A 19,756-nucleotide genomic window follows, 5' to 3' on the forward strand; every position below is an offset into this window, starting at 1 on the left:
GTCGCCATCCGGCCTACGGGGAGAATTACAGCATATGTTCGGTACGGGCGATGATATCGTCCTGCGCGTCCGGTGAAAGCGCAGTGAAGAACGCGGAATAACCGGCGACACGGACCACCAGATCACGGTACTGATCAGGATGTTTTTTCGCCTCCAGCAAGGTTTCGCGCGACACGATGTTGTACTGAATGTGCCAACCTTTGTGCTCTTCAAAGAAGGTACGCAGCAGGATCATCAGTTTCTGCTTGTCGGATTCATTTTCCAGCGTTGCCGGGTTCAGCTTCTGGTTTAACAGTACGCCGCCCAGAATCGAACCGGTAGGCAGTTTACCAACCGAGCCAATCACCGCCGTTGGACCAAGATGGTCAGTACCGGACGCCGGGCTTGCCCCTTCGGCCAGCGGAGTATGGGCTTTACGACCATCTGGTGTGGCCATGGTCGCTGCGCCGAACGGTACGTTTGCCGAGATAGACGAGGTGCCCGCGTAATAATTGCCGCCGATCGGACCACGTCCGTAGCGTGGATTATGGTACTGCTTCAGTTCATCAATATAGGTCTGGTAAGCGCGAGCCAGCAGAGTGTCGACCGTGTCATCATCGTTGCCATACTTCGGCGCGCCGTTGATTAAACGCTGACGCAATTGTTCGTGGGTCAGGCCGTCAAAATCATCCGCCAGCGCGGCCGCAAGCTGTTGCTGACCGATGGCCCCCTGTTCGAAGACCAGTTTTTTCACCGCGGCCAGGCTGTTGCCGAGGTTGGCGATACCCACCTGCAAGCCGGATACCCAGTCATACTTCGCCCCACCTTGTTTAATGCTCTTCGCCCGTTCGATGCAGTCATCCACCAGTGCCGAGCAGAGAATATCGTGCACGTTCTCTTCAAGCATGGTGTCGACCACATACTCAATCTCAATCGATTTACGCGTGTAGTAGCGGATTTGCGCATCCCATGCGGCCATCACCTCATCGAAATTGTTGAAGTTACCGGCGGAAAGCGCTTTTCCCTGCGGCAGGAAGACTTTCCCGCTGGTGGCGTCACGACCGCCTTCCAGCGCGGCGAGCATCACGCGGGCAAAGTTGATAAAGCTCATGCCGGTGCAGCGGTAGCCCCACTTGCCGCCGACCGCGGTTTCGATACAGCCGATCGCTGCGTAATCGTAGGCGTCCTGCGGCTCAATTCCGAGTTTGATAAATTCCGGGATGACAATTTCATCGTTGTTAAATGCTGGCATCCCAAAGCCACAGCGGATCACCTGCACGCAGGCGTCGAGGAAGTCATTGCTCATCCCGGCGTGATAACGCACGCTGAGGTTAGGCTGAGTGGAGCGCAGACGACCGCACGATTCAAGGATCGCGTAAGAGAGCGGATTGACCGCATCCATCGATTGACCGTTAACCAGGCTTTGTCCGCCAATGGTGACGTTCTGATAGAGGGGGCTGCCTGCAGAGGCTTTAGAGTGCGATCCGGAACGGATTTTGTTCACTTCCAGCAGCTTAAGCCAGCAGCTGTGCAGCAATTCAATGGCGTGTTCGCGGTCCAGCGACTGGTTCAGCTCCACGTCACGGCGGTAGTACGGATAAAGATACTGGTCCATACGCCCGAACGACACCGAATGACCATTGGACTCAATTTGCAGAATCAACTGGATGAAGTAGCACAGTTGCAGCGCCTGCCAGAAAGTTTGCGGCGGCTGGTGGGCGATCAGATCGCAGTTTTCTGCTATCGCCAGGAGTTCGTTACGACGGCTGATACGCGTCTCTTCACTCGCCATTTTACGTGCCAGTTCGGCGAAGCGGGCGATGTGGTCACTGACGGCAACCAGCACAATATCAATGGCTTTCAGAAACTGCTCGCCATGCAGATCCTCGAGAACAGTCAGGTTAATACGAGAACGGCGCTCTGCGACTTTTTCCCGCAGGCCGTCAATGCCTTTTTCCAGCAGAAGCGGGAAGTTCACCGCCAGGTGTGCGTCACCGGAGGTCATGTTGCCTTCAGCTTTGATAATACCGGTTTCCAGCAACCCTTTTTGCTCATCAGTAAACATGCCGTAGCAGCGGTCCTGAACGGTCTGACCGCGCCACCACGGGCACACGGCATGCAGTACGCGCTTGTTCTCTTCACTGACCGCAAAACCAGCCCCTGGTCTGTCCGCCAGGTCGTCGATTTCTTTTTCAATCCATGACACGGTGTATTCCGGGAAGATCGGCGCGGCGCGGACTTCGCTTGCCTGGTTACCGATGATCAGCTCGTCGTGTTTGATCCAGATGGTTCGTTGTGCCAGATGATGTGCCAGCGCCAGCGCGCGGCGTACCGGAATCGGCTTGTCCAGATGCTGCTGGTACATTTCAGTGTAATGCTGCGCGCGTTCGGTACAGACCGGTGGTTTGACGATATGCACCAGCGCGGTTTTGTGTGCTTTGATGCGGTCGCTGAGCGTATCCAGTTTCAGTTGGGTCATGGGTTTATCCTCGTAAAGTCGCGGTCAAACCTTTCGTGCAGGCGTACTGCTGCGCAAAGGCGAGCAGATCGGGTGCATCCAGCGGCTTATCCGGCGCGTGGTAGGGTTGGTTGAGCAAGTGGTATTTATTGATGCCCAGCGTGTGGTAGGGCAAAAAGTGGATCTCGCTGACGTGCAGTTCGTCGGCGGCAAAATCGGTAATCGCTTTAATGGCCTCTTCATCCGCGTTAAACCCCTGAACCAGCGGAACGCGGATGATGATTTTTTTCCCGGCAGCGGCGAGCTTTTTCAGGTTTTCCAGCACGCGTGATGCGCTGCCATCCGTCCATTGCTTAAACGGCGCGTCGGCAACGTGTTTTAAATCTGCAAGGAACAGATCGATCCAGGGCAATGAAGGTTCAATGTATTTCCACGGCACATGCAGACAGGTTTCAACTGCGGTATGAATGCCCGCTTCGTGACTGGCTTTAAACAGCGACGCGGCCAGTTCTGGCTGCATAAACGGTTCGCCGCCCGAAAGCGTAATACCGCCACCGCTGCGGTCATAAAAAGGTTTATCGCGCAGAACGGTGGTCATTATTTCATCCACGCTTTTCACCTCGCCGCAGACGGTCAATGCCTGAGTGGGGCAACAATCGGTCAGGCGGGTAAGATGCGCGTCAGTGAGTTTTTCGCGATGGATAAGGAGGCCATTCAGCGCGCGTTCGATGACGCCCGGCGCCGCCTTTACGCAAAGCTCGCAGCCTTCGAGGCACAAACGTGCATCAAACAGCAGATCCTGCGTGCGCGCCCGGCTTTCCGGATTCTGACACCAGCGACAGCCCAGAGAGCATCCTTTAAGGAACACCACGGTGCGGATACCGGGGCCATCGTGTGTAGAATAGCGCTGAATATTGAAAATCATAAACGGCCTCATTTGTTTCGTATAAAGATTAAATAACTTTCGAATGAAAGTTATGTTGACGTGCGTCAACTAACAGAAAGGTTTTGCCGTGGTATCTTTCATTTATGCTAACGAGTCGTTGAGGAATGATTATGGAACTTTATCTGGATACGTCCGATGTTGACGCGGTGAAAGCGCTGGCGCGAGTTTTCCCGCTGGCGGGCGTGACCACCAACCCCAGTATTGTGGCGGCGGGGAAAAAACCGCTGGATGTCTTATTGCCACAATTGCATGAAGCGATGGGAGGACAGGGGCGTCTGTTCGCTCAGGTGATGGCGACAACGGCACAAGGGATGGTGAGCGATGCGCGCAAACTGCGTGGGATCATTGCTGATATCGTGGTGAAAGTGCCGGTCACGGCGGAAGGTCTGGCGGCGATCAAACTGCTGAAAGAGGAAGGCATTCCGACGCTGGGAACGGCGGTGTACGGGGCGGCGCAGGGGCTGCTGTCGGCGCTGGCGGGGGCGGAGTATGTTGCGCCTTACGTGAATCGTGTCGATGCGCAGGGCGGCGATGGCATTCAGACCGTCAACGATTTGCAGAATTTACTGACGATGCATGCGCCGCATGCCAAAGTGCTGGCCGCCAGTTTCAAAACACCGCGTCAGGCGCTGGATTGTCTGCTGGCGGGTTGTGAATCCATCACCTTACCGCTGGACGTTGCCCAGCAGCTGATTAGCTCTCCGGCTGTTGATGCGGCGGTGGCGAAGTTTGAACACGACTGGCAGAGTGCCTTTGGGCGCACGTCGCTGTAAATTGTAGGTCGGATAAGGTAACGTCGTCATCCGGCAATTCGCGCCATCATTGCCTGATGGCGCTACGCCTTATCAGGCCGGAATCTACTCAGGATGATGCTTCCCCACACACCTCGCAGCCCGGATTACGCATCAGCTTCATTTCGCGGAACTGGCAGGTCATGGCATCGTACATGACGATTTTCCCTGACGCGGGCTGACCATACTGCGCCAGCAGCTTTATCGCCTCCATTGCCTGTAACGACCCTATCACCCCAATCAGCGGCGCCATCACTCCGGCTTCCACGCAGGTCAATGCATTTTCACCAAACAGACGGCTCAGACAGCGATAGCAGGGCTCACCTTCTTTGTAGGTAAAGACAGAGATCTGGCCTTCCATGCGGATCGCCGCGCCAGAAATCAGCGGGACTTTTGCCGCATAACAACCCGCATTGAGCTGGTTACGAATCGCGACGTTATCGGTGCAGTCCAGCACCAGATCGTGTTCGGCGATGAGTGCCCGAAGGGCGGACTCGTCCAGCAGCGCATTAATCGGGGTAATCGCGACGTGCGGATTAATTCGTCTTAGCGCGGCATGCGCCGACTCCACTTTCGGCTGGTTGAGGGTCGCATCGCTGTGCAGCGTCTGGCGCTGCAGATTTGACAGCGACACGGTGTCGAAATCGAGCAGCGTCAGGTGGCCGACGCCGGCGCTCGCCAGATACTGCGAGGACGCACAGCCCAGCCCACCGAGGCCCACTACCAGTACTCTGGCTTCCTTCAACGCTTCCTGTCCGTCAAAGTCAAAGCCGCGCAAAATGATCTGCCGGTTGTAGCGCAGCATCTCCTGATCGCTGAGTTCTGCCATCACAGGCCTCCGAACAGCGCGTTGAAGGGTTCGACTTCCACCCATTCACCCACTTCGACGTTACCACGATCGCGCTCCAGCACAATGAAGCAGTTGCCCTGACTGAAGGAACTAAAAATATGTGAACCCTGATGGCCTGTGGTACTTACTTCCAGTTCACCGTTAGCAGTGCGCTGCAGCATACCTCGCTGGAAATCGAGACGTCCCGGCGTTTTCTTCAGTCGCGAAGCGGTACGGACGCGCTGGCGCGCGGGTAATCCGCTGGCCGTATTGCCGCTCAGTTTCGCCAGCAGCGGCTGAACCAACTGGTAGAAAGTCAGCGCCGCTGAGACCGGGTTGCCCGGCAGACCGCAGAACCAGCTGTTGCGCAGTTTGCCAAAGGCGAACGGTTTGCCCGGCTTGATTGCCAGTTTCCAGAAAGCGATTTCGCCCAGCTCTTCAAGAATGGTTTTTGTGTAATCCGCTTCACCGACCGACACGCCGCCGGAGCTAATCACCACATCCGCCTGACTGTCGGCTTCGATAAACGCCGTGCGCAGGGCGTGCGGATCATCGCGGATGATGCCTAAATTAATTACGTCGCAACCTAACTGTTGCAGCATCAGGTGCACCGTCAGGCGGTTGGTATCATAAATCTGACCTTCGCCGAGTGGTTGACCGGGCAGTTGCAGTTCATCTCCCGTCGAGAACAGCGCAACGCGCACTTTACGCACCACCTGGACGTCGGCAATGCCGAGCGAGGCCAGTACCGGCAGTTCGCCTGTGGTAAGACGCGTACCGGCAGGGAAAACCACCGCGTTTTGCCCGATGTCTTCGCCACGACGGCGGATATTTTGCCCGGCGCGAACGTCGGCGGTAAAACGCACGCCGTTGTCTGTCTGTTCAGTCTGCTCTTGCATCACTACCGCGTCACATCCCGGCGGTACTGGCGCACCGGTCATAATGCGAATACAGCTGCCCGCAGGCCATTCTCCCTGGAACGGCTGACCGGCGAACGCTTTGCCAGCGACCGGCAGCGGATGTCCGTTGGCGAGATCGGCCAGGCGTACCGCGTAACCGTCCATCGCCGAATTATCGAAGCCCGGGACGTCCAACGGCGAAACCACGTCAGTCGCCAGAATTCTGCCAAAGCACTGCACCAGCGGTAACGTCTCGACGGCGGTGAGCGGGGTAACACGCGACAACATTTCAGTAAGCGCCGTTTCCAGCGGCATCAGTCCGGCGGTAAATTCCATGAAAACACTCCTGCGGGGCAAAATCGAATCCGTCTATTATGTCAGAAAATGCGAGGGGACTGTATGCCACCTCGGACTTAGGAAGGGTGTGAATGCTTTACATGCTAATCGCATCTTTCTATAGTCAAAAATCGAATCAATAACTCTACAGAATTCTGATATTTGTAGAAGACGGACGGCAAATATGGGCAAAGCAGTCATTGCAATTCACGGCGGTGCAGGGGCGATTACCCGCGCGCAGATGAGCCAGGAGCAGGAATTACGCTATATCCAGGCGCTTTCCGACATTGTCGACGTCGGCCAAAAGATGCTGGAAGCGGGAGAAAGCGCGCTGGATGTGGTCACTGAAGCCGTGCGACTGCTTGAAGAGTGTCCGCTGTTTAATGCCGGGATCGGCGCGGTGTATACCCGTGATGAGACCCATGAGCTGGACGCCTGCATCATGGATGGCAATACCCTGAAAGCCGGCGCGGTGGCGGGCGTCAGCCATCTGCGTAACCCGATCCTTGCTGCCAGACTGGTGATGGAGCGTAGCCCGCATGTCATGATGATTGGCGCAGGCGCTGAAAAATTCGCGGCCGGAGAAGGGATGGCGCTGGTGTCTGCGGATCTCTTTTCGACGCCTGAACGTTATCAACAACTGCTGGTCGCGCGCTCAAGCGGCGAAACCGTGCTGGATCACAGCGGCGCGCCGCTGGACGAAGGCAAAAAAATGGGCACCGTGGGCGCGGTAGCGCTGGATGTGCATGGCAATCTGGCGGCAGCGACGTCGACCGGAGGCATGACCAACAAATTACCGGGCCGCGTCGGCGACAGTCCGCTTGTTGGGGCGGGCTGTTATGCCAATAATGCCAGTGTGGCGGTCTCCTGCACCGGTACCGGCGAAGTGTTTATCCGCGCGCTGGCGGCTTACGATATTGCGGCGTTGATGGATTACGGCGGGCTGAGCTTATCGGAGGCCTGCGAGCGGGTAGTGATGGAGAAGTTACCGGCACTCGGCGGGAGCGGCGGGCTGATCGCCATCGATCATGAGGGGAATGTGGCCTTGCCGTTTAATTGCGAAGGCATGTATCGCGCCTGGGGTTATGCCGGGGATACACCAACGACCGGGATTTACCGGGAAAAAGGGGACACCGTTGCCACACAGTGATGCGCTTGATGCCAGCGACGTGCTGGCCGTCAGCAATCTGAATATAGCCTTTCAACAGGACCAGCAGCGTACTGAGGCGGTGCGGAACCTGTCGTTTCGTCTCAGGCGTGGCGAAACGCTGGCGATTGTCGGTGAATCCGGTTCAGGAAAATCGGTCACCGCGCTGTCGCTGATGCGACTGATTGAACAGTCTGGTGGTGAGGTGCAGTGCGAGCAGATGCTGCTGCGTCGTCGGAACCGCGAGGTGATTGAGCTGGGCGAACAGAGTACGTCGCAGCTTCAGCGGGTCCGTGGCGCCGATATCGCCATGATCTTTCAGGAGCCGATGACATCGCTCAATCCGGTGTTTACCGTGGGTGAGCAGATAGCCGAGTCCATTCGCCTGCATCAGGGGGCGGGACGGGAAGAGGCGATGGCGGAGGCGAAGAGGATGCTCGATCAGGTTCGCATTCCGGAGGCGAAAGCGATCCTTTCACGCTATCCCCATCAGCTATCCGGCGGCATGCGCCAGCGGGTAATGATTGCGATGGCGCTCTCGTGTCGCCCGGCGGTGCTGATTGCCGATGAACCGACAACCGCGCTGGACGTCACGATTCAGGCGCAAATCCTGCAATTGATCAAAGTCCTGCAACGAGAGATGTCGATGGGAGTGATTTTCATCACTCACGATATGGGCGTGGTCGCGGATGTCGCCGATCGTGTACTGGTGATGTATCAGGGCGAAGGGGTGGAGACCGGCACTGTGGAACAGATCTTCCGCGCGCCACAGCATCCTTACACGCAGTCATTATTAGCGGCGGTACCGCAACTTGGGGCGATGAAAGGTCTCCCTTATCCGCGCCGCTTCCCGTTGATCTCTCTGAGCGAGCCGGAAAAGCGTGAGCGGCCTGTCGATCAAAATACGGTGGTCGAGGGAGAGCCCATTTTGCAGGTACGCAATCTGGTGACTCGTTTCCCGTTACGTAGCGGTATCCTTAATCGGGTGACCCGTGAAGTGCATGCGGTGGAAAATGTCAGCTTTGATCTCTGGCCTGGCGAGACGCTATCGCTGGTCGGTGAGTCAGGCTGTGGCAAATCCACCACCGGACGTGCGCTACTGCGCCTGGTGGAGTCGCAGTCCGGCGAGATTATTTTCAACGGTCAGCGAATCGATACGTTGTCCGACAGTCAATTGCAGCCATTGCGTCGCGATATTCAGTTTATTTTTCAGGATCCATACGCCTCACTCGACCCGCGACAAACCGTGGGTTATTCGATCATGGAGCCACTGCGCGTCCACGGGTTGTTGCAGGGGAAGGCGGCGGCCGATCGGGTGGCGTGGCTGCTGGAGCGTGTCGGGTTGAAACCTGAACATGCGTGGCGTTACCCGCATGAGTTTTCCGGCGGACAGCGCCAGCGGATCTGTATTGCCCGCGCGCTGGCGCTCAATCCAAAAGTGATTATTGCCGATGAGTCGGTCTCCGCGCTGGATGTGTCGATTCGCGGGCAAATTATCAACCTGCTGCTCGACTTGCAGCGAGAGCTGGGGATTGCCTGGCTGTTCATCTCGCATGATATGGCCGTCGTTGAACGGATCAGCCACCGCGTGGCGGTGATGCATATGGGGCAGATTGTTGAGATCGGCCCACGCGCTGCGCTGTTTGAAGATCCTCAGCATCCGTATACCCGCAAGCTCATGGCGGCGGTTCCGGTTGCCGACCCCGGACATCACCGCCCGCAGCGGGTGCTGCTGTCGGACGATCTGCCCAGCAACATTTACCGGCGCGGCGAAGCGCCCGCACCGGTTTCATTGCAGTTAGTCGGGCCCGGACATTATGTCGCGCGTCCACAACAAGAAAATGCGCTATTGCGTTTATAACAATCAGGCAGGGTTCAGGAGAAAAAAGATGACAAAATTACTCGCCCGACATTGGCTGCTGGCATTAGGCGCGACGACCGCGCTGGCAGCCTCCCCGGCGTTTGCCGCGAAAGATGTAGTGGTCGCGGTGGGGTCCAACTTCACCACGCTCGATCCATATGATGCGAATGACACCTTATCGCAGCAGGTGGCAAAATCGTTTTATCAGGGGCTGTTTGGCCTTGATAAAGAGATGAAGCTGAAGAACGTGCTGGCAGAAAGTTACACCGTCTCTGACGACGGCCTGGTGTATACCCTTAAACTGCGTCAGGGGGTGAAATTCCAGGACGGGACCGACTTTAACGCCGAGGCGGTGAAAATAAACCTCGATCGCGCCAGCGATCCCGCCAATAGCCTTAAGCGTTATAACCTGTATAAAAACATCGCCAAAACAGAGGCTGTCGATCCCGCGACGGTAAAAATCACTCTGAAGCAGCCGTTCTCCGCGTTTATTAATATTCTGGCGCACCCGGCAACGGCGATGATCTCACCAGCCGCGCTGGCGAAATACGGCAAAGAGATTGGCTTTCATCCGGTCGGCACTGGTCCGTATGTGCTGGACACCTGGAATCAAACCGATTTTGTGAAGGTGAAGAAATTTGCCGATTACTGGCAGCCGGGATTACCGAAGCTGGATAGCATCACCTGGCGTCCGGTCACCGATAACAATACCCGTGCGGCGATGCTGCAAACCGGGGAAGCACAGTTTGCCTTCCCGATCCCCTACGAGCAGGCGGCGCTGTTAGAGAAAAACAAAAATCTGCAGCTGGTCGCCAGTCCGTCGATCATGCAGCGTTACATCAGCATGAACGTGACGCAAAAACCGTTCGACAACCCGAAAGTCCGCGAGGCGTTAAACTACGCCATCAACCGTCAGGCGCTGGTGAAAGTGGCGTTTGCTGGTTACGCGACCCCGGCTACCGGCGTGGTGCCGCCGTCGATTGCTTATGCGCAAAGCTACACGCCCTGGCCTTACGATCCGGCAAAAGCGCGTGAACTGCTGAAAGAAGCGGGTTATCCAAACGGTTTTAGCACCACGCTATGGTCATCGCACAATCACAGTACCGCCCAGAAAGTGTTGCAGTTTACCCAACAGCAACTGGCGCAGGTGGGGGTTAAAGTGCAGGTGACGGCGATGGATGCCGGTCAGCGCGCGTCGGAAGTTGAGGGCAAAGGGCAGAAAGAGAGCGGCGTGAGAATGTTCTACACCGGCTGGTCGGCGTCGACCGGTGAAGCCGACTGGGCATTGTCGCCGCTGTTTGCCTCACAAAACTGGCCGCCAACGCTGTTTAACACCGCGTTCTACAGCAATCCGCAGGTTGACACTGACCTCGCCGACGCGCTGAAAACGACCGATCCGCAAGAGAAAGCGCGGCTGTACAAAGCGGCGCAGGATATCGTCTGGAAAGAGTCGCCGTGGATCCCGCTGGTGGTGGAAAAACTGGTCTCGGCGCACAGTAACAAACTGACCGGTTTCTGGATCATGCCAGATACCGGATTCAGCTTTGATGATGCAGATTTGAAATAAGCCACAGCGGAAATCGGATGCTTAACTATATCCTTAAACGCCTGCTGGGGTTGATTCCGACCCTGTTCATTGTTGCGGTGCTGGTGTTTTTATTTGTTCACCTGTTGCCCGGTGACCCGGCGCGACTGATTGCCGGGCCGGAAGCCGACTCGCAGGTGATTGAGCTGGTTCGTCAGCAACTCGGTCTCGACAGGCCGCTGCATGTCCAGTTCTGGCATTACATGACTAACGTGTTGCAGGGCGATTTTGGCCTCTCGATGGTTTCCCGTCGGCCGGTCTCGGAGGAGATCGCCAGCCGGTTTATGCCGACGCTGTGGCTGACGTTGACCAGTATGATCTGGGCCGTTCTGTTCGGTATGGCGGCGGGAATTGTCGCGGCGGTATGGCGTAATCGCTGGCCGGATCGCCTCAGCATGACGCTGGCCGTTACCGGGATCTCCTTTCCGGCGTTCGCGCTGGGGATGTTGTTAATGCAGGTGTTCTCCGTGGAGTTAGGCTGGTTGCCGACCGTCGGGGCCGATAGCTGGCAGCACTATATTCTGCCGTCTGTCACCCTTGGCGCGGCGGTGGCCTCAGTGATGGCACGCTTTACCCGCGCCTCATTTGTCGATGTGCTCAGTGAAGACTATATGCGTACCGCCCGGGCGAAAGGGGTCAGCGAAACCTGGGTGGTGCTCAAGCATGGGCTGCGCAATGCGATGATCCCGGTGGTCACCATGATGGGGTTACAGTTCGGCTTTTTGCTCGGCGGGTCTATCGTGGTCGAAAAGGTCTTCAACTGGCCCGGTCTCGGACGTTTGCTGGTGGACTCCGTAGAGATGCGCGATTATCCGGTGATTCAGGCGGAAGTCCTGTTGTTCTCACTGGAATTTATACTTATCAACTTAGTGGTGGATGTGCTGTATGCCGCCATTAACCCGGCTATCAGGTACAAGTAAGGATGCGTTTACTTAACTGGCGCCGTCAGGCGATTTTAGATGCCATGCCAATGGTGAAACCCGAGCGGGTACGCACGCCGTGGCACGAATTCTGGCGACGTTTTCGCCGTCAGCATGTGGCGTTGATAGCAGGCCTGTTTGTGCTGCTGCTGATCCTGGTGGCAATCTTCGCCCGCTGGCTGACGCCGTTCGATGCGGAAAACTATTTCGATTACGACAGGCTGAATGACGGACCGTCGATGATGCACTGGTTCGGCGTGGATTCGCTGGGCAGAGATATCTTCAGCCGCGTGCTGGTTGGCGCGCAAATTTCACTGGCGGCAGGGGTTTTTGCAGTATTGATTGGCGCGGTTATTGGCACCGTCCTGGGGCTGCTCGCGGGTTACTATGAAGGCTGGTGGGACCGGGTCATCATGCGCATCTGCGACGTGCTGTTTGCGTTTCCGGGTATCCTGCTGGCGATTGCTGTGGTCGCGGTATTAGGCAGCGGCATTGCCAACGTGATTATCGCGGTGGCGATCTTCTCAATCCCGGCATTTGCGCGTCTGGTGCGCGGCAACACGCTGGTGCTGAAACGCCAGACGTTTATCGAATCGGCGCGCAGTATTGGTGCCAGCGATGCGACCATTATTTTCAGTCATATCCTGCCAGGAACCGTCTCGTCGATTGTGGTCTTTTTTACCATGCGTATTGGTACGTCGATCATCTCTGCGGCAAGTCTGTCGTTTCTGGGACTGGGCGCACAGCCGCCGACGCCGGAGTGGGGCGCGATGCTGAATGAAGCGCGGGCGGATATGGTGATGGCGCCGCATGTGGCGCTGTTCCCGGCGGTGGCGATTTTCCTGACGGTACTGGCGTTTAATCTGTTAGGCGATGGCCTGCGCGACGCGCTGGACCCGAAGATAAAAGGGTGAACCACAGGCCTGATAAGACGCGTTGGCGTCGTTATCAGGCATTGCCGGATGGGGCATAAATGCCTTATCCGGCTGGGTCAGTAAGAGTTAAGCGCGGGTGCCCCACAGGTCGTACTCGTCGGCGTTTTCCACTTTCACGCGGATTACGTCGCCCGGCTTCACGTTGGTTTCACCGTTCAGATAGACTGCGCCGTCGATTTCCGGGGCGTCGGCCATGCTGCGACCAATCGCGCCTTCTTCGTCGACTTCATCGACGATCACCAGAATTTCGCGACCAACTTTTTCCTGCAAACGTTCCGCAGAGATCTGCTGTTGCAGTTGCATAAAGCGGTTCCAGCGCTCTTCCTTCACCTCTTCCGGTACCTGATCCGGCAGCGCATTGGCGCCAGCGCCTTCTACCGGGCTGTATTTGAAGCAGCCTACGCGGTCGAGACGCGCTTCTTTCAGGAAGTCGAGCAGCATCTGGAAATCGTCTTCCGTTTCACCCGGGAAGCCAACAATAAACGTTGAGCGCAGGGTCAGCTCCGGACAGATTTCACGCCATTGCTTGATGCGCGCCAGCTGGCGGTCAACCGAGCCGGGGCGCTTCATCAACTTGAGAATACGTGGGCTGGCGTGCTGAAGCGGGATATCCAGATATGGCAGGATCTTACCTTCCGCCATCAGCGGGATCACGTCATCAACGTGCGGATACGGGTAGACATAGTGCAGACGCGTCCAGATACCCAGTTTAGACAGCTGTTCACACAGGCTGACCATGCTGGTTTTCACCGGTTCACCGTTATAGAACCCGGTACGATGCTTCACATCCACGCCATAGGCGGAGGTGTCCTGAGAAATCACGAGGATCTCTTTCACACCGGCATCGACCAGACGCTTTGCTTCGCTCAGCACATCACCAATTGGACGGCTAACCAGATCGCCGCGCATGGACGGAATGATGCAGAAGGTGCAGCGATGATTGCAGCCTTCAGAAATTTTCAGGTAGGCGTAATGACGCGGGGTCAGCTTCACGCCTTGTTCCGGCACCAGGCTCAGGAACGGATTGTGCTTCGGTTTCGGCACGTAGTGGTGAACATGTTCCAGAACCTGCTCATAGCTATGCGGCCCGGTGATTTCCAGCACTTTCGGATGGACTTCACGGATCTGATCTTCTTTCGCGCCCAGACAGCCGGTGACGATCACTTTGCCGTTTTCGTTCAGCGCTTCGCCAATGGCTTCCAGTGATTCCTGCACTGCGCTGTCGATAAAACCGCAGGTATTGACGATCACCATATCGGCGTCGTCGTAACTCGGGACGACATCGTAGCCTTCGGTACGCAGTTCAGTCAGGATACGTTCCGAATCGACGAGGTTTTTCGGACAGCCGAGGGAAACGAAGCCGATTTTCGGCTGGTGGGTTACTTTGCTCATAGCTTAAAAATTGTTCAGTTATTGGAATGTTCAGGGCAGGGATTCTACAGAGTTCCGCACAAAAATTGTATTGCTATCTCACCCGATAAGGGCGGGAAAGTCGGTATTGGCTTATAGCGACTTTGTAAATTATGTTAATGGCGGGTGAATTATTGATCTCAGGCATCACATTGTACAAAAAATAGCCATACTATTATGTTGCACCATGGCTGGAAGAGGAGGAACGAAGTATGTTCGTTGACAGACTGAGAACCGATCTGCTGAATAAGCTTATCAACGCCAGGATCGACCTCGCTGCGTATCTGCAGCTAAGGATGGCGAAAGGATACATGTCAGTCAGCGAGAATGATCATCTACGTGAGAACTTTTTCGAACTGAACCGAGAGCTGCACGATAAATCGTTGCGCTTGAATCTGCATCTCGATCAGGAAGAGTGGGATGCTTTGCACCATGCCGAAGGCGCACTCGCCGCTGCGGCGGTGTGCCTGATGAGCGGACACCACGACTGTCCGAATTTTATTGCCGTCAATGCAGAAAAACTCAATACCTGCCTGACAACCTTAACGCTGAGCATTCAGAGTTTGCAGGCTCATTCCACGCTTGAAGATGCCTGATTCCAGGGGGAGGCGACTCCCCCTTTCATCGTTAAGTTTTTGTAAAAATGCCTTCCTGACGTTCTTCGCTGACTACGCTTTAACCAGAGTCAACAAGGAGGCGTTATGCGTCGTTCGCTTATCCCAGTAATGACATTGCTAATTTTCCCCTGGTTTGCTCAGGCGAAAACGCCTGCGGTCAATGTTGAGGTGCTGCAAACCAAACTTGACCACCCGTGGGCGCTGGCCTTTCTGCCGGGCGACGACGGCATGCTGATCACTCTGAAGGGTGGGCAGTTGCGCCACTGGCAGGCAGGAAAAGGGCTTTCTGACCCGCTGCCTGGGGTGCCAAAGGTGTGGGCAAACGGGCAGGGCGGTCTGCTGGACGTGGCGCTGGCTCCGGACTTTAGCCAGTCCCGGCGCGTCTGGCTCAGTTTTTCCCAGGCTGATGCAGAGGGAAAAGCAGGAACTGCGGTGGGCTATGGTCGACTCAGCGACGACCTTTCGCGGCTGGAAAACTTCCAGACGGTCTTCCGGCAGATGCCAAAACTCTCTACCGGCAATCATTTCGGTGGACGACTGGTGTTTGACGGTAAGGGGCATCTGTTCATCGGGCTGGGGGAAAACAACCAGCGGCCGACGGCACAGGACCTCGACAAACTGCAGGGGAAAGTGGTGCGTCTGACCGATCAGGGGAAAATCCCGGCGGACAATCCGTTTGTTAATCAGCCTGGCGCGCGCCCGGAAATCTGGTCTTATGGGATCCGTAATCCGCAGGGGATGGCGATGAATCCGTGGAGCGATACGCTGTGGCTCAATGAGCACGGGCCGCGCGGCGGAGATGAGATCAATATCCCCGAAAAAGGCAAAAACTACGGCTGGCCGCTGGCGACATGGGGCATTAACTATAGCGGGCTGAAAATCCCGGAAGCGCAGGGCGAAAAGGTGGCAGGTACCGAACAGCCCATTTTCTACTGGCAGAAATCACCTGCCGTTAGCGGGATGGCCTTTTATGACCACGATACTTTCCCTCAGTGGCGGCAGAAACTGTTCATTGGCGCACTGAAGGACCAGAATGTGATTGTGATGAGGGTGAATGGCAATACGGTCGCTGAAGAGGGGCGCATTCTGGGTGAGCGAAAACAGCGGATCCGCGACGTACGCGTCGGGCCCGACGGTTATCTGTATGTCTTAACCGACGAGTCCGATGGCGAGTTGCTTAAAGTCAGCCCGCGTACCTGAACGGCTTAGCTGACCGGGATCATGACCGTTTTACGAAACGCCGGGCGCTCGCTGAGCTGCTGGTACCAGCGCTCAAGATGCGGACGCGGTGTCCATGTCAGTCCCACGTTGAACAGGTTGTAGACAAACGGCGCGATGGCGATGTCACCGGTGCCAAACGCTTTTCCCGAGAACCAGGGCTGGTCGGCCAGCGCCGCGTCGAGGATCGCGAACAGCTCGTCGCAGCGTTTCGCTCCGGCATCGATAGCGGCGTGATCGCGCTGTTCCGGCGGTGTTCTCACTAAACCAAAAAGCACCACACGGTGTGCTGGACTGAGGGTTTGATTCGCCCAGTCCATCCATTTTTCGCCTTCAGCCCGACGCGCCGGTGACTCGACCCACAGGCGTTTTTGTCCATACTGGGCAGCCAGGTAACGCACGATGGCGTTGGACTCCCACAGCAGCAGGTCGTTTTCATCATCACGTAGCAAAGGCACCAGACCGTTCGGGTTCATCGCCAGATAATCGGCATCATGGTTCAGGCCAAACTGTCCTCCCGCCAGGATATGATTAAACGGTAATTCCAGTTCTTCGAGCGTCCACAATACTTTTTTGACGTTGGTTGAGTTATTCCGGCCCCACAGCGTAATCATAATTACCCCTCAAAAAATGGACAGCCTCAGGGCTGCGTTCACTCCACATGGTGAGATAAAGCTAACATTTACGCAACAGCCAACAAAAAATTCCTCTCCGTTGCGGCATAGCGGGGGGTTATTGCATAAACTTTAAAAACTTTACCAACTTACGGTTCACTTACGCTTCTTAGTGCGTTATTACTCACCGCACTTATTATACGGTGGTATGACGTATATTTTTTGAATGGATACTCGGGTGGCATTTATGACGCAATACGTTTCTTCCCTTCGTAATTTCGCAGCGGGTTCAGCCCTTCTCTTTCTCTTTGCGCCGACGGTGATGGCGGCGGAACAGACCATTGAACCGCCGAGCGTCGATGCGCGCGCATGGATTTTAATGGATTACGCCAGCGGTAAGGTGCTGGCAGAAGGCAATGCCGATGAGAAACTGGATCCGGCCAGTCTGACGAAAATCATGACCAGCTATGTGGTGGGGCAGGCACTCAAAGCGGGCAAAATTAAACTGACCGACATGGTGACGATAGGCAAAGACGCGTGGGCGACCGGTAACCCGGCGCTGCGCGGCTCCTCGGTCATGTTCCTGAAGCCCGGCGATCAGGTGGCGGTTTCCGATCTCAATAAAGGGGTGATTATTCAGTCCGGCAACGACGCCTGTATCGCACTGGCAGACTATGTTGCAGGGAGCCAGGAGTCGTTTATCGGTCTGATGAATGGTTATGCGAAAAAGCTTGGGTTGACGAACACCACCTTCCAGACGGTACACGGTCTGGATGCGCCGGGCCAGTTCAGCACCGCGCGTGATATGGCGCTGCTGGGTAAAGCACTGATCCACGATGTGCCGGAAGAGTATGCGATCCATAAAGAAAAAGAGTTCACTTTTAACAAGATTCGCCAGCCCAACCGAAACCGTCTGCTCTGGAGCTCCAGCCTGAACGTTGACGGCATGAAAACAGGCACCACGGCCGGGGCCGGATACAATCTGGTCGCGTCGGCCACCCAGGGCGATATGCGTCTGATTTCGGTGGTATTAGGCACCAAAACTGACCGTATCCGCTTTAATGAATCAGAAAAACTGTTGACCTGGGGGTTCCGCTTCTTTGAGACCGTAACGCCTATCAAACCGGATGCCACCTTTGTGACCCAGCGCGTCTGGTTTGGTGACAAGAGTGAGGTGAATCTGGGGGCTGGCGAAGCCGGTTCTGTGACGATTCCGCGCGGTCAACTGAAAAACCTGAAAGCCAGCTTTACGCTGACGGAACCGCAGCTCACCGCGCCGCTGAAAAAGGGCCAGGTGGTCGGGACGATTGACTTCCAGTTGAACGGCAAATCGATTGAACAGCGTCCGTTGATCGTGATGGAGGCGGTAGAAGAGGGCGGCTTCTTTGGCCGGATGTGGGATTTCGTACTGATGAAATTTCATCAGTGGTTCGGTAGCTGGTTCTCTTAAGTCCTGATGATTGCCGGATAGCGCTGACGCCTGTCCGGCAAACGGCAATTAGTACATAAGCTTAATTCGCTGCGCTTTGGCGAAGCTGACAAATTCATCGTCAGGGCAGCAGTCGCTTACCACGATGTCAAAGTGTTTTAAATCTCCCATCCGCGCCGGACGGACCTTGCCAAATTTGCTGTGATCGGCCACCAGTACGTGGTGTTGCGCCATCGACATTGCCCAGTGTTTCACCGGCAATTCTTCCAGATTAAAACAGGTCGCCCCTTTGCTGATATGAACGCCGGCAGCGGAATAAAAGGCGATATCCGGACAGATATTGTTCAGGGTTTCCTGAGCATCAAGCGGTTTGAAAATCGCATTGCTGGCGTGAAATTCGCCGCCGGAGAGGATTGCCCGGCACAGCGGTTTTTCCTGCAATGCCAGAAACGTATTCAGGGAATAGCAGACGGCGGTAAACGGGATGTCATTATCGATCGCTTCGATGATCCACGGCGTCGTCGTACCGCAGTCAAAAAACAGCGTCTGATGCGGCTGCACCAGACTTGCCGCCAGCTGCGCCGCACGACGTTTTTCTTCCACTAAGCGGGATTTTTGATCGCTGAGCAGATAGTGGCTGGCGCTGCGGGGTTCCAGCACAATATAGCCACCGAGCAGCACTACCGGCGCACTGTTGTTATTCAGGTCGCGGCGAATGGTCATTTCAGAGACGCCCAGCAGGGTCGCGGCTTCCTTAAGATGGAGTTTATCGCTGCGTTTCAGTGCCTGCAGCAATTGACCAATACGCTCTTCGCGACGTGTTTCCATAATTCCCCTGGATGAATAATTAAGCGCTCTGTCTCTTTCAGTGCGCTTAATATTACTCTTTTTTCCTTCGTCTAGTCACGTACCCAGCCTTTACGAATCGGCAGGGCGAAGCAGATGCGGTAACCGTGTTGCAGGCCACGATAGAGGGCCGGACCGAATTTTTGCCAGATCATCTGCGCGCTCAGGCAGCCGATCATCCCAGCCAGCAGTCCGCCGAGCATGTCGAGCGGCCAGTGCACGCCAAGATAGACGCGGGACCAGGCGATGGTGACGGCCAACACCATCAACAGAACGCCGGACCAGAGACGATGCCAGAACAAAAACGCCAGCGCGAAGGTAAATATCACCGTGCCGTGATCGCTGGGGAACGAGTCATCTGCCGCATGCTGGAGATAATTGTAGCCAATGCGATCGGCAAACGGACGATCGTGTGGGAACAGGTGTCCCATTACCCATGACACCAGCAGGCTAACGACCAGCGCCATCGCCATTTTGACTATCAACTGCCGCTGCGCGCAAACCTGTTCACGCGGTCCCCACAGCCAGAGAACAACGGCTAACAGCGGGACGATGTTGATCAGATCTTTGGCGATAAAAATGGCGAGGGAAATCATCCACGATGCCGAGTCCGGCGTGGCATTGATAAAGTAGAACAGCGAATAGTTAATATTTTCCAGCATAGCAGTCAGACTCAGTTCGTTTAATGAAAATCCAGGCAGGCCGAGAATAAAAGTGTCCGTCCGCAGGGTAAAGAGGGATTGTCTTATTTACCTGTAAAAGAAGGTGTTTCAGACATCGCTCGTGATTTTCACTCAGCATAACCGCGTCAACGTAGACTAACCTTAAACCCAGGGAAGGATTTTCATGAGCGGGTAAAAATGTGCGCATTTTGCTTTTACCACGCATAATTCACTATCTCAGGTGAGGCTCTTTCATTACACTTTGCGCGATTTT

The 19,756-nt window shown here is 55.8% G+C and carries 17 protein-coding genes; 9 read left to right on the top strand and 8 right to left on the bottom strand.

All coding sequences use genetic code 11. The features are described 5' to 3' along the window. Positions 1-25 precede the first annotated feature (25 nt). Both KI228_RS07860 and KI228_RS07865 read right to left on the bottom strand, forming a co-directional pair. Positions 26-2,458 carry a glycyl radical protein gene (locus KI228_RS07860; protein ID WP_061070340.1) on the bottom strand — a complete coding sequence of 811 codons (2,433 nt, stop codon included), beginning with the start codon at positions 2,456-2,458 and terminating at the stop codon, positions 26-28. A gap of 4 nt (positions 2,459-2,462) precedes the next feature. Beyond that, positions 2,463-3,362, bottom strand: a complete 900-nt coding sequence (locus KI228_RS07865) for a glycyl-radical enzyme activating protein (RefSeq protein ID WP_044264234.1) — start codon at positions 3,360-3,362, stop codon at positions 2,463-2,465. A gap of 131 nt (positions 3,363-3,493) precedes the next feature. On the opposite strand from KI228_RS07865, the gene fsa reads away from it, so the two are divergent. Further along, a complete protein-coding gene (gene fsa / locus KI228_RS07870) occupies positions 3,494-4,156 on the top strand; it encodes a fructose-6-phosphate aldolase (RefSeq protein WP_043001258.1) in 663 nt (220 codons plus the stop codon). A gap of 88 nt (positions 4,157-4,244) precedes the next feature. Here fsa and moeB read toward each other — a convergent pair whose 3' ends face one another. Both moeB and moeA read right to left on the bottom strand, forming a co-directional pair. After that, positions 4,245-5,003: a molybdopterin-synthase adenylyltransferase MoeB gene (moeB, locus tag KI228_RS07875; RefSeq protein WP_061070339.1), complete on the bottom strand. Its 759-nt coding sequence runs from the start codon at positions 5,001-5,003 to the stop codon at positions 4,245-4,247. Then, positions 5,003-6,238, bottom strand: a complete 1,236-nt coding sequence (gene moeA / locus KI228_RS07880) for a molybdopterin molybdotransferase MoeA (RefSeq protein WP_099433406.1) — start codon at positions 6,236-6,238, stop codon at positions 5,003-5,005. The genes moeB and moeA overlap by 1 nt, the downstream gene beginning before the upstream one ends. Before the next feature lie 184 nt (positions 6,239-6,422). Here moeA and iaaA point away from each other — a divergent pair, with 184 nt between their 5' ends. From iaaA to gsiD, 5 genes are read left to right on the top strand one after another with little or no spacing between them, the layout of a single operon-like run. After that, complete coding sequence (gene iaaA, locus KI228_RS07885; protein WP_043001255.1) at positions 6,423-7,388, top strand: beta-aspartyl-peptidase; 966 nt, start codon at positions 6,423-6,425, stop codon at positions 7,386-7,388. Beyond that, positions 7,375-9,246, top strand: coding sequence for a glutathione ABC transporter ATP-binding protein GsiA (gene gsiA / locus KI228_RS07890; RefSeq protein WP_043001254.1), 1,872 nt, complete (start codon positions 7,375-7,377; stop codon positions 9,244-9,246). The genes iaaA and gsiA overlap by 14 nt, the downstream gene beginning before the upstream one ends. A gap of 28 nt (positions 9,247-9,274) precedes the next feature. Further along, positions 9,275-10,813 carry a glutathione ABC transporter substrate-binding protein GsiB gene (gsiB, locus tag KI228_RS07895; RefSeq protein WP_044256396.1) on the top strand — a complete coding sequence of 513 codons (1,539 nt, stop codon included), beginning with the start codon at positions 9,275-9,277 and terminating at the stop codon, positions 10,811-10,813. A 17-nt stretch (positions 10,814-10,830) separates the two neighbouring features. Further along, positions 10,831-11,751: a glutathione ABC transporter permease GsiC gene (gsiC, locus tag KI228_RS07900; protein WP_044256395.1), complete on the top strand. Its 921-nt coding sequence runs from the start codon at positions 10,831-10,833 to the stop codon at positions 11,749-11,751. 2 nt (positions 11,752-11,753) lie between these two features. After that, positions 11,754-12,665: a glutathione ABC transporter permease GsiD gene (gene gsiD, locus KI228_RS07905; protein WP_061070337.1), complete on the top strand. Its 912-nt coding sequence runs from the start codon at positions 11,754-11,756 to the stop codon at positions 12,663-12,665. A gap of 87 nt (positions 12,666-12,752) precedes the next feature. Here gsiD and rimO read toward each other — a convergent pair whose 3' ends face one another. Then, positions 12,753-14,078, bottom strand: a complete 1,326-nt coding sequence (gene rimO, locus KI228_RS07910) for a 30S ribosomal protein S12 methylthiotransferase RimO (protein ID WP_043001250.1) — start codon at positions 14,076-14,078, stop codon at positions 12,753-12,755. Between the two features lie 230 nt (positions 14,079-14,308). On the opposite strand from rimO, the gene bssR reads away from it, so the two are divergent. Both bssR and KI228_RS07920 read left to right on the top strand, forming a co-directional pair. After that, complete coding sequence (bssR, locus tag KI228_RS07915) at positions 14,309-14,692, top strand: biofilm formation regulator BssR (protein ID WP_043001249.1); 384 nt, start codon at positions 14,309-14,311, stop codon at positions 14,690-14,692. A gap of 105 nt (positions 14,693-14,797) precedes the next feature. Continuing rightward, positions 14,798-15,913: a PQQ-dependent sugar dehydrogenase gene (locus KI228_RS07920; protein ID WP_044264228.1), complete on the top strand. Its 1,116-nt coding sequence runs from the start codon at positions 14,798-14,800 to the stop codon at positions 15,911-15,913. Positions 15,914-15,918: 5 nt separating this feature from the next. On the opposite strand, the gene KI228_RS07925 is transcribed toward KI228_RS07920, so the two are convergent. Further along, positions 15,919-16,545 carry a glutathione S-transferase family protein gene (locus tag KI228_RS07925; protein WP_061070336.1) on the bottom strand — a complete coding sequence of 209 codons (627 nt, stop codon included), beginning with the start codon at positions 16,543-16,545 and terminating at the stop codon, positions 15,919-15,921. A gap of 247 nt (positions 16,546-16,792) precedes the next feature. Between KI228_RS07925 and dacC the strand changes: the two genes are divergently transcribed. Continuing rightward, positions 16,793-17,995, top strand: a complete 1,203-nt coding sequence (dacC, locus tag KI228_RS07930; RefSeq protein ID WP_044256495.1) for a serine-type D-Ala-D-Ala carboxypeptidase — start codon at positions 16,793-16,795, stop codon at positions 17,993-17,995. A 48-nt stretch (positions 17,996-18,043) separates the two neighbouring features. Here the strand turns inward: dacC and deoR are convergent, their stop codons facing one another. Beyond that, a complete protein-coding gene (deoR, locus tag KI228_RS07935) occupies positions 18,044-18,802 on the bottom strand; it encodes a DNA-binding transcriptional repressor DeoR (protein WP_043001246.1) in 759 nt (252 codons plus the stop codon). A 71-nt stretch (positions 18,803-18,873) separates the two neighbouring features. Then, entirely contained in the window at positions 18,874-19,482 is a 609-nt protein-coding gene (ybjG, locus tag KI228_RS07940; protein ID WP_044264225.1) for an undecaprenyl-diphosphate phosphatase, read from the bottom strand. Between the last annotated feature and the right edge of the window lie 274 nt (positions 19,483-19,756).

This window comes from Citrobacter amalonaticus (assembly GCF_018323885.1).
GTDB classification, from domain to species: Bacteria; Pseudomonadota; Gammaproteobacteria; order Enterobacterales; family Enterobacteriaceae; genus Citrobacter_A; species Citrobacter_A amalonaticus.